This is a genomic window from Alkalinema pantanalense CENA528 (genome assembly GCF_050753345.1).
GTDB lineage: Bacteria > Cyanobacteriota > Cyanobacteriia > Leptolyngbyales > Leptolyngbyaceae > Alkalinema > Alkalinema pantanalense.
On record NZ_JBLZFX010000137.1, the window covers coordinates 1 to 11,844 of the forward strand.

Annotated in this window: 4 protein-coding genes and 1 pseudogene; all 5 read right to left on the minus strand. The window is 48.5% G+C overall.

Going from position 1 to position 11,844, the window contains the following annotated elements; translation table 11 throughout:
- Positions 1-123: 123 nt before the first annotated feature.
- On the minus strand, positions 124-2,778 hold the full coding sequence (locus tag ACN4EG_RS25630) for a two-partner secretion domain-containing protein (protein WP_431633128.1): 2,655 nt from the start codon (positions 2,776-2,778) through the stop codon (positions 124-126).
- An 85-nt stretch (positions 2,779-2,863) separates the two neighbouring features.
- On the minus strand, positions 2,864-5,353 hold the full coding sequence (locus ACN4EG_RS25635; RefSeq protein ID WP_431633129.1) for a two-partner secretion domain-containing protein: 2,490 nt from the start codon (positions 5,351-5,353) through the stop codon (positions 2,864-2,866).
- 85 nt (positions 5,354-5,438) lie between these two features.
- A complete protein-coding gene (locus ACN4EG_RS25640; RefSeq protein WP_431633130.1) occupies positions 5,439-7,913 on the minus strand; it encodes a two-partner secretion domain-containing protein in 2,475 nt (824 codons plus the stop codon).
- A 95-nt stretch (positions 7,914-8,008) separates the two neighbouring features.
- The gene (locus ACN4EG_RS25645) at positions 8,009-11,122 is read right to left on the minus strand and encodes a two-partner secretion domain-containing protein (RefSeq protein ID WP_431633131.1); all 3,114 of its coding nucleotides are present in this window, start codon (positions 11,120-11,122) and stop codon (positions 8,009-8,011) included.
- A gap of 80 nt (positions 11,123-11,202) precedes the next feature.
- Positions 11,203-11,844 (minus strand): annotated as a pseudogene (locus ACN4EG_RS25650) (filamentous hemagglutinin); the annotation flags it as partial.

Sequence of the window (11,844 nt, forward strand, 5' to 3'; positions counted from 1 at the left end):
TGACGATGACGACCAGATTTCTGGGTTCCAGCTATTCCCCGCCGTCATGGAAGGAATAACTTAATGGACAACCTTACGGGATTTTTTTGATCACGTCAACTCTTGAATTGTTAACTCTTTTTGCTAAATCTTTGTCAGCAAAGTTTGCGGGGCAACCCCGGAACAGGTAGCAACGCTGACAGAAGGCACAGCCGCCGGACTAGCAATCAGGGCGATCGACCCATCGGCCTTGCGTTGAAACCCAGAGGCTTGAATAAGAGTGGATTGAGGCGTAGGACTGGTAGCGATCGTGTTTGACTGACCACGGTAGGCAGACAAATCACGCAGATCCTTCCAAGTCCGATCGCCCGTCACTTGCTGATTGGGGTTCTGGGGAATGCCGCCCCGCCCCGTTGCCACAAACTGACTCCCTTGATTACTTGAACACCCCGTTGCAATCTTTTGCGAAGGATCTGAAACATTGACAGGTAATTCTGTTAATCCTGCATTCGGATCAGTGCCGATCGTATTCACTTGCACTGTCCCATTAATGCCAAATTCTGAACTTGCCGTGATGTCACTCTTGGGGGTTAACTTCGGTCGAAATTGCAATCCTAAAAGTGCTTGAGTCGTGATATTAATATTCCCACCACTACCCAAAACTGCATTGGCAACAATGTCACTATTTTCATTTTCCAGTCCCACGATCGCCAATGCTTTGATGTTAATATTTCCACCTGTGGAAGCACCCTTTGCATTGGTTGTAACGTTACTTCCGCGACGAAGCAGTAAGACTTCCTTTGTAGTCAGATTAATATTTCCCTGACCTCCACCGTTGACCTCTGCACGTAAGCTTGCACCATTATCTAAAAAGATATTATTAGCATTAATATTTAAGTTTCCTGCGTTCCCTATACCAGTATTACTGACCGTGACTTGCCCCGCATCCCGAACCTGTACAGTATCGGCAGTGATATTGATAGACCCAGCATCGGAAGCCGTGGTAGAAGATGCCGTAATCGCACTGGGGAGATACTGGCCATTGACCAGAGTCTGAGAAATACCTTGAATATCCAGAGTTTTAACATTCAAGTTGATATTTCCTGCGGAACCTTGCCCTTGGGTGGAAGAGGCAATCTGCCCCCCATTAAAAAGCCGCAGGCTATTAGAAGTTAAGGTAATCTTCCCCCCTGAACCCACGGAATTGGCATTGACAGAAACCGTAATACCACCGGGTGCCTGTTCGATGACATCAACCACCGGATCGCTAACACTCACATCGGTCGCATGAATGGTGATATTCCCCGCTTGCCCGGTTCCCGTTAGAGTAGAGCGAATCGCCCCGCCGTTAGAGAGTTGCAAATGTCCTACGTCAATGGTGATATTGCCTGATTGCCCTTCCGTTCGGCCAATTCCTGTAGCGATACCCGACAACAGGTAATCAGGTGTGTATCCCGATATCTCTAGGCTTTCACTAGCGCGAATCGAAATGTCTCCCGCCTTGCCCGTGGGTGCAGAGATTGGATCAAAAGCCACCAGAGCCGAACTAATAATGCCACCATCTGACACTCGGATGCGATCGGCATCAATGGTAATCTTGCCACTCTCATTATTCTTGCCACTAAAGAGGTTGGTGGTAATGGAAGTTGGTGCAGAAAAAAAAGGATTTGCGCCGACGACCTCCACGTCTTTAGCTCGCACGGTAATATCGCCTGAGCGCGAATTGTTTCCAGTAGAAGAGGACTGGAGCCAAGCGCCATCCGCTAGGCGTAGGCGACCCGTTTCAACGGTCACATTACCCGCTTGCCCGCTGCCTGGAGGGCCAAAAAAGATACCCACGTTAGTGTTAATACCAGGACCAATTTGGCCGGGCAGAGAAGCTCCCAACAAATCCACAAATTCTGTGGTTTGAACTGTAATTCCTTTACCTTGTCCAGCAAAAGTAATAGAGCTAATGGTTGATCCTTCTTGTACGGTTAGTCCGCGTGCCCTAACATTGATAGCGCCTCCATTAAGGCCACTTGCATCAACGGTAGAGGTTTTCTGGAGGCTAATGTTACCCCAGTTGGCCGTTGCTGCTGAACTAGCTAGTTGCCAGGACTGGGAGTTCATAGTGATCTGTCCATTCTGCACAGCCCATAGCTCAACCCGACCATCGGGAGCAGAAAGGGTTGCACTATTAACATCGATGAGGCCAGCGACTAGCGCTAATGTCTTCGTAGGGGCGACAGAAAGCGTAGGAGGACGGAAGAAGGGGTTCGCAGTGGTTGAGCCTTGCACTTGAATGGGACCAGCATTTGTTCCCATCTGTAAGCCTACTGGCACACTCACGGTTAGCAACGGGACTCCAGAGTTGACTGCATTAAACGCAGTGCCATCGGCAAATTGAATGCTACTCGCTGTAGTGCCAATAAATGAACCGCCAATATTCAGCGAGGCATTCGGGCCAAATAAAATGCCGCTGGGATTGAGCAAAAATAAGCTGGCAGTGCCATTGGCTTTAATCAGTCCATCAATGTTAGACGCTGTGCCTCCGGTCACCCGTGCAAAGATATTCTGCACATCTACGGCATTGTTGAAAAAGGCTGAACCACCTGTCGGCACGGATAATTGACTGAAGCTATGGAATAAATTACCGCCCGATCGCCCACCTCCGTCGATCGTAAAGTTCAGGGCATCGGGACTGGTTACCGTTGTCGGCAAGCTACCGTCCGGAATCACTTGTGCAATCGTAGACTCTACTCCTGACAGCAAAGCCACGAAACAGCCCAACACACCCACGATCGACTGAGCTTTCATCAGAGCACTCCAGAGACGTCTGCCCTAGGGTTCCCACCCACAGTTAGCGAGACTCAGTAAACCCACGCAAGGCAGTTTTCCTTCTTTAGAGGGTACGAACCATTTTCACATTCTGTCCACTACAGGTCGCGATCGTCGGTGGATTCACTGGCGCAGGGCTAGCAATCAGGTCGATCGTGCCATCAGCCTTGCGTTGAAACCCAGAGGCTTGAACAAGTACAGGTTGAGTTGCAGGCTGTGTAGCAACTGTACTGGGCTGACCACGATAGGCAGACAAATCACGCAGATCCTTCCAAGTCCGATCGCCTGTCACTTCCTGCTGGGGATTTTGTGGTAATCCTCCTCGACCTGTCGCGACAAATTGACTGCCTTGAGTACTCGAACACCCCGTTGCAATTTTCTGGCTTGCATCCGCTACATTGACAGGTAGTTCTGTTAATCCTGCATTCGGATCAGTGCCGATCGTGTTGACTTGCACACTACCATTCACACCAAATTCTGAGCTTGCAGTGATGTCATTTTCTGGTGTTAGAACATCACGATACTGTAGTCCCAGTATCCCCTGGGTCGTAATTTCAATATTACCACCCCGTCCCTGAAAGGCATTGGCAACAATATCACTATTCTCTAAACCTACGATGATGGGTGAGTCGATCGTAATGTTGCCCCCATTGCCTTGACCTCCCGCCGTCGCAACAATGCTATTGCCCTGCCGCATCAATAACAGATCACGAACTTGCAAATTGATGTTACCACCCTCACCAGAAGAGGCAGCAGCAGTAATACTACTTTGATTGCGGAGCGCGATCGTATTTGCATTAATCCAGACATTGCCTCCAATCCCTGGGCCATCATTTCTGACACTCACCAGAGCACCATCAGCAATGCTTAAGAAAGGGGTATTAATGGTCAGAGATCCGGAGTTACCCGAGGGAATTTCAGGTAACCCAAACGCCGCTTGACTCTCTGGACTGAGAATTTCAGCGTTGGAAATAATACGAGAAATACTACCGACTCCATTGCCCTGGCTCGCTTGACCTTGGATTTCGATCGACTCTGAAGCATTGACAATGACACTACCAGCAGCCCCATCTGCCACAGTAGAAGAACCTAAAGATGCTCCCCCTTGAATGAGTAATTTCGCAGTATTGATAGTGGCATCCTTGGCATTACCCGCCCCCTGGGTAAAGGTGGACAGTGTGCTTTCTCCAAACGCAAGGGGATTGTAGCCTGCAATGGTAACTTGTCCGGTGGCATTCACTTGGATGGTGCCAGTATCTCCCGATCGTACAGCAATAGCCAGGATATTCCCTGAATCCAAAATGTTGAGATCTTGCGTAGATAAAGTGACATTTCCACCGTTACCAACACCAGCAGAAAAAGTAATGATTCCCGTATATATCGCCGGGTTGTTAGTATTAAAGCCACTGACTTGAGTCAGCCCATTCACAGCAATATTAACGTTAGCACCTGACGCTTGACTCCGGGTTCTAGAGACAATTCTGGCTCCATCTTGGAGGGAGAGATTAGCCGCAGTAACATTGATATCTCCAACGGCTCCCGTGCTCAAGTTGTTACTTTGGATCAAACTGCCCAGTTCTCCATTAGTTGTATTACCAGTCATAGTGAGGGAGCCTCTGGCATTGACTGTAATGCCCCCAGATGATTGGGAAGGTACTACATTTTGGAGCAATAGAGCTGACCCTTCAGACAAGCTAATATTGTGGCCTTGAAGCTGGATGGAGCCGTTACTGCCACTGGCATTCAGCATCGACTCCTGCGTTAGATGAATGTCGTTAAATTGCGATACAGCGCTGTAATCTCCAACCCAACCTGTTGGCGTAGTCATGAGTTTCACAGTTCCAGCACTAACACCGCCCAATTCCAGATGTCCACTCCCCTGAATCGAAGCAACTCCGCCTGTAAAGTTAACAGATCCCCCAATCAAAGCTAAGGTCTGATTTGCGCCAGCTTGTAAGCCATCAGGACTGTTGAGGGTACTCGCTTGACCGAAACCAGTGATGTCTATTAACTGACTTCCAGCGCCTTGTACCGTAATTGCCCCTGGATTTTGTCCCATTTGCAGCCCGATCGGTGCACTCATCGTCAACAATGGTGGGGTGTTTGAATTCACCGCACTAAATACTGTGCCATCGACCAACTGGATACCGCTAGCAGTAGTGCCAATAAACGACCCCCCAACATTTAATGAAGCATTTGGCCCAAATAAAATGCCGCTGGGATTGAGCAGAAATAAGCTAGCAGTGCCATTGGCTTTGATTAGTCCATCAATATTAGACGCTGTGCCCCCCGTCACCCGTGCAAAGATATTCTGCACATCCAGGGCATTGTTGAAAAAGGCTGAACCACCTGTCGGCACGGACAATTGACTGAAGCTATGAAATAAATTACCGCCCGATCTCCCGCCACCATCGATCGTAAAGTTCAGGGCATCGGGACTGGTTACCGTTGTCGGTAAACTCCCGTCCGGAATCACTTGTGCAATCGTAGACTCTACGCCTGACAGCAAACCCACGAACAAGCCCAACACACCCACGATCGACTGAGCTTTCATCAGAGCACTCCAGAGACGTCTGCCCTAGGGTTCCCACCCACAGTTAGCGAGACTCAGTAAACCCACGCAAGGCAGTTTTCCTTCTTTAAAGGGTACGAACCATTTTCACATTCTGTCCACTACAGGTCGCGATAGTCGGTGGATTTACGGGTACAGGGCTAGCAATCAGGTCGATCGTTCCATCGGCATTGCGCTGAAACCCTGACGCTTGCACTAAGATCGGTTGATTAACGGAAACTTGAGCCACTGTTCCTTGACTACCACGGTAGACAGACAGATCGCGTAAATCATTCCAAGTTCGATCTTCTGTCACTTGCTGATTAGGATTCTGGGGAATACCGCCTCGCCCCGTTGCCACAAACTGACTACCTTGATCCGGAGTACAGCCTGTTGCAATCTTTTGCGAAGGATCAGTAACATTGATAGGTAATTCTGTTAGTCCTGCATTGGGATCGGTGCCGATCGTATTCACTTGCACATTGCCATTAATCCCAAATTCCGAACTAGCCGTGATGTCATTCTCAGGCGTTAAGCGATCGCGATACTGTAACCCCAAAATTCCTTGCGTCGTGATGTTAATATTACCACCACGCCCTTTAAAAGCACTAGCAATAATATCACTGTTATCTAAACCAACGAGGACTGGTGCATCGATTTCAATATTGCCACCATTGCCTAGACCATTCGCTTTTGCACTAATTAAGCTATTGCGACGTAACAACAACAAATCTCTAACATTCAATTCTAGAACACCGCCTTGTCCAACAGCAGTCGATGTTCTGATTTGTCCACCGAGATCGAGCACCACTTCATTTGCATTAATTTTCAAATACCCAGCATTGCCACTCCCCACATTTTCTGCTGCAATATAACCTTGATTATGAACTTTAATGCTAGAAGCATTAATCGATAAATTCCCTCCATCCCCGGTAGGCAACGCAGGCAATCCAAAAATCTGACGAAATCGAGGCGGCAACTGTTGCCCAGATGCAGTAATTCGACTACGTTGTGCAACAACAGATCCTGAACCATCAATTTCAATGGAATCGCGCGCGTTAATTGAAAGACTACCAGCGTCACTCGCTCCTGATGTACTGGCTGAAATCAGGCCAGATGACTTGAGTAGTAACCGTCCTGTATCAATGGAGATCGATCCTGCATTTCCACCAAAGAAAGTTGATACAGCAATGTTAGACGCTCCAGCAATTCCAGGGTTTTCACCCATCACAGCGATATTTTCTGCTGCAATTGTAATATTACCTCCCCTTAGCCCCCCAAAAATCAACGAGTTAATGCCGGCTCCATCTTGAAGCAGCAAATCTTGAGTGTTAACGGCAATATTTCCTCCCCGTCCTCCTCCTCTATAGGAAGGAGAACTCAGACCGCTTGTACGGCTAGCCTCAAAGGACGAAAACCCCAGAAAATCAATGGATTCCGTCGCATTGACTGTAATATCTCCCCCGGCTCCCCCGTTATTGTAGGTTGTCGAAAGGATGACTCCTCCGTCACGAGCCATCATTCGACGGGCTGAGACCTCGACGTTTGCACCAGGACTGCTACCCAGATTTTCCGTCAAAATCAAACTTCGATCCCTATTGGGTAATGCACCACTGAGTTCTAGCACATCTGTATGTACTTGAATCTGCCCCGCTAGTTGTGAACCGTAATGTTGCACCAAAATGACGGAACTATTGTGAATCTGTGTGGTTTGACCTTGAAGGTGAATAAAGCCACCAGGGCTACCACTTGCATCTAGCAAAGAAGCCTGTGTAAGACGGATATCAGAGAATTGCGTAGCTCGATCGTAACTAAAACTTCCCAGCGCACTGGTTGTATTCACGGCAACCATTCCAGTATTCACACTTCCCAGTTCTATTTTGCCACTCTCAGCAATCAGAACTCCACTATCCAGATTAATCCCATTACCAATCAACGCTAAGGTTTTTCCAGGTAGTACGCGCAAGCCTGGTTGTTGCGGATTACGCATCACAGCCCCTGCCAATAACGGAGGATGTGACAGATTGTGGCCTTGGCCTTGAACGCGAATGCTGCCCGATGAAACGCCCATCTGTAATCCTATGGGTGCACTCATGGTCAGTAATGGGGTACCAGCATTAACTGCGCTAAATTCTGTACTATCCGCAAATTGAATGCTACTTGCTGTCGTTCCAAGAAATGAACCGCCCAGATTCAACGAGGCATTGGGGCCAAATAAAATGCCGCTTGGGTTGAGGAGAAACAGGCTAGCAGCGCCATTCGCCTTAATCAGTCCATCAATGTTAGACGCTGTGCCTCCGGTCACCCGTGCAAAGATATTCTGCACATCCAGCGCATTGTTGAAAAACGCTGAACCCCCTGTCGGCACGGATAATTGGCTGAAGCTATGGAATATATTACCGCCCGATCGCCCACCCCCGTCGATCGTAAAGTTCAGGGCATCGGGACTCGTTACCGTTGTTGGTAATGTACCATCAGGAATCACTTGTGCAATCGCAGACTCTACTCCTGACAGCAAACCCACGAACAAGCCAAACACACCCACGATCGATCTAGTCTGCATCCGAACCCACACTTCAGAGATTTCTGCCCTAGGGTGCCCGGATACCGTTGCGTCTAGCTCAGTGAACTAACGTAATCCTGCTGCACATCTTCAGTTTAGAGAGCATGAGCCGTTTTCATACTCTGCCCACTACAGGTCGCGATCGACGGTGGATTTACGGGTACAGGGCTAGCAATGAGTTCGATCGTTCCATCGGGATTGTGATGAAAACCGGAGGCTTGTAGCAGAGGCATTGGTGTTGCGGAATCCTGAGCCACGGATGCAGGACGACCGCGATAGGCAGATACATCCCGAAGATCATGCCAGGGGAGATCGCGCATAATCTCTTGATTGGGATTCTGTGCTAATCCACCTCTCCCGGTCATAATAAACTGGCTACCCTGAGTGGTAGAACATCCTGTTGCAATATTTTGGCTGGCATCGGACACGGTGTTTGGTAACTGCACTAATCCAGAGATTGGATCAGCTGTAAAGTCATTAATTTGAACGATTCCACCAAAGCCGAATTGAGAACTGGCTGTAATATCGCTCTTGGAGGTATTGCGGGGTTGCAACTGAAGCCCAAAAATTCCTTGGGCGGTGATATCGATTTTCCCCCCATTGCCTGTAAAGGCATTCGCACGAATATCACTATTTTCAGTCAAGATGCCAAAAATAAAGCCCTGGGGTAGATTAATGTTGATATTGCCGCCATTACCGCCCGCTTGAGCCGTACCCGCAGTGGCCGAAATCAAACTGTTGTAACGCAGCATAAGGGAGTCTTGGAGATTGAGCGTAATATTGCCTCCCTGGGTACTTGCCGTTTCTGCCGTGAGTGCCGCCTGATTCTTTAAGCTCAGGTAATCGCTGTTTACTGTGATATTGCCGCCGCTCCCACTGCCAAAACTCCCAACCGAGATCTCGCCCTGATTGATCTCTATGCTTCGGGCAGTCAATTGCAGATTCCCGCCATTCCCTGTTGCTGTTTCCGTTGCATTTGCAAAAATTCCACTGAGGGCACTAATGTTATAGTCCACATCGGAATAGGTTTGATTGGGAATATAGGCAGCTTGCCGTTCAGCATGACGAGGATCAAAACCTGACACAAGCACGCGATCGCTTGCCTGAATCGTTGTTGTCCCGGCGTTTCCAGCACTGCGGGTCACATTCATAATCTGCCCACCGTTCAACACATTCAACTGTCCTACCTGAATTGCAATATTGCCGCCATTGCCGGAACCAGCAGATGCACTAGAACTGACGATCGCGCCTTCTTGCACAATTAACTGCCCACTCTTAATTGCAATATTCCCCCCGCTGCCCGTCACCGCCAGAGAATTGGTAGAATTAGACAAAATGCTACTGATAATGCCAGTATTTTTGGTTGCCAGCGTAGTCTTCTGAGTGGATGCACCATTTAGTTCCACCATCTGAGCATTGACAAGAATGTCACCGCCCTGCCCCGCCGCTCTGGTCGAAACATTTAATTGGCCGCCATTTAACAGCCGCAGGGTTTGAGCCGTTACATTAATCTGTCCAGCATTCCCGGAACCAGTGCTTCGACTGTTGAGCTGAGTATCATCCAGCTCAATATAACCAACGTTCAAACTAATATTTCCACCTTGGTTGGCATTAAAGGTATCAGAACTCAAGCCAGAGTTGTCACGGGCAATCATCTTATCAGCAGTGACATTGATATTGCCCGCTTTACCTCCCAGTACATTTAGGGAGCGGGAGGAATAGCCGCTGTTTTGTTCCAGGTAGAAAGTATCGGCAATAATATTTAGATCACCAGCATTACCAGTTCCAGAACTACCAACATTGCCTCCAGAGCCATTGCGGATAATGAAAGTTTTGCTAATAAAATTAGTATTACCGCCATTTCCTTCACCTGTGGTTGTATTGTTGACACCTCCACCATTATCAAAAGTAAGGCTATTTGCTTTTAAGATTACATTACCTGCATTACCTTTACCACGAGTTGTATTACTGATTCCTCCACGATTAGACAAGGTAATTGTATCTGCTTGCAGGGAGATATTTCCTGCATTACCTTGACTGGCGGCGATGTTAGAAATGTTGCTACTGCTAATAAGCGGATTAGTATTCGAGATTGTAATACTGTTTCCTTGGAGTGATACCGATCCGGCATTCCCTGTACTGCCGGTTTGTCCCAGAGAAAGAATACTGGCATTATTATTAAAGAGAATTGTTGAGGCGTTGAGGCGAATATCACTGGCTTTGCCACTGCTTAAAGTTTGTCCTCGAATTGCGGCAGCTTCTTGCACTATGAGTGAGTCTGTGGCGTTAATAATAATTGGTTGTGCATTCAGGGAACCACTGCTTACGGTGTTGTTGTTGCTGATGACCGATGGGGATGTTGAGGATGTAGCAGTTGCTCCTGTATCACTACCAGAAAGAGTGAAGTTGCGTGCGTTAATTGTGATGGCAGCTCCGCCATCTCCGTTGCCGCTGATTGTAGCGGATTTCTTGATGGTAATATCTTGAAAACTCGCTGGGTTGAGGGGGGTAATTGCCCAGCCCCCAGTGGCTGGAGTCAGTCGTGCTTGGCTCTGGCTGCCTAGGCTCGTAAGTTCAATCCGGCCATTTTTTCCAGAGACTTGCAGTCGCCCCCCGGTCTGAGTGATTGCCCCGCCTATCAGTGCTAGGGTTTTTCCCGCAGGAACCTGAAGTGTAGATCCATTGACAGCGATCGATCCTGGATTAGCCCCCATCTGTAAGCCGATTGGGACATTGATGGTTAATAGGGGTGAAGCAGTAGGGTTGGTGGCGCTGAATTCAGTGTTGTCAGCAAATTTCAGGCTGGTGGCAGTGCTACCGATGAAGGACCCGCCAATGCTTAATCGAGCATTGGGGCCAAAGATAATTCCAGCAGGGTTGATCAGAAAGAGGTTGGCGGCTCCATTGGCTTGGATGCGTCCATCAATGCTAGACAGAGTCCCCCCTGTGATTCGGCTGAGGATGTTGACTACGTCGGGGGCATTGTTGAAGATGGCTGCACCACCAGTGGGAACGGAGAATTGGCTGAAACTGTGGAACAAGTTGGGGCCCCCACTCGGTCGGGTACCGCCATTGATGGTGAAGTTGGGACTACCTGTGACAATAGTACCGACGGTGCCATCGGGAATGACTTGCGCTTGGGCCGACTCTAAGCTAGACAGTAATCCTACGAAACCGCCTAAAACGCTGACGATCAACCGAACGTTCATGAGAGCACTCCATTCACTGCTGCTCTAGAGTACCCAGCAGTCCCATTTTGGAGTTCAGCCAACTAATAGAATTCAGAGTTTTAGCTCGATCTCGTCTTTGCAGTCGCAGTCGTCATTGCTGATCCGGCGCAAGTGACGATCGAGGCTGCAGAAACGGATGCAGGACTGGCAATAAGTTCGATCGTTCCATCAGCGTAACGTTGAAACCCTGAGGCTTGTACAAGTACAGGTTGAGTTACGGGCTGTGCAACAACTGTGCTGGAATAACCTCGATAGGCGGAGAGATCCCGCAAGTCATTCCAGGTGATATTGTGCATCATTTGTTGGGTTGGATTGGGCGGTAATCCTCCCCGTCCTGTTGCTATAAATTGGCTCCCTTGAGTCCTCGAACACCCCGTTGCGATTTTTTGACTGGGGTCAGTTACATTCACGGGTAATTCCGTTAAACCTGCATTCGGATCAGTCCCGATCGTATTAACGTTTACAGTTCCATTCACCCCGAACTCAGAACTAGCCGTGATATCATTATCAGGAGTTTGTTGTAGCCGATAGACAAGGCCAAAGATTCCTTGAGTCGTAATTTGGATGTTCCCTCCCTGTCCTTGAAAAGCATTGGCAACAATATCACTATTCTCAATTCCTACTAGAAATTGGTTTCGGATTGTGATGTTGCCGCCATTGCCACTTCCACCAGAAGTTGCTGTAATTTGACTGCCGTGACG

Coding starts and splice junctions, on each gene's coding strand:
- ACN4EG_RS25630 (WP_431633128.1), bottom strand. CDS start 2,778: ATGAAAGCTCAGTCGATCGTGGGTGTGTTGGGCTGTTTCGTGGCTTTG.
- ACN4EG_RS25635 (WP_431633129.1), bottom strand. CDS start 5,353: ATGAAAGCTCAGTCGATCGTGGGTGTGTTGGGCTTGTTCGTGGGTTTG.
- ACN4EG_RS25640 (WP_431633130.1), bottom strand. CDS start 7,913: ATGCAGACTAGATCGATCGTGGGTGTGTTTGGCTTGTTCGTGGGTTTG.
- ACN4EG_RS25645 (WP_431633131.1), bottom strand. CDS start 11,122: ATGAACGTTCGGTTGATCGTCAGCGTTTTAGGCGGTTTCGTAGGATTA.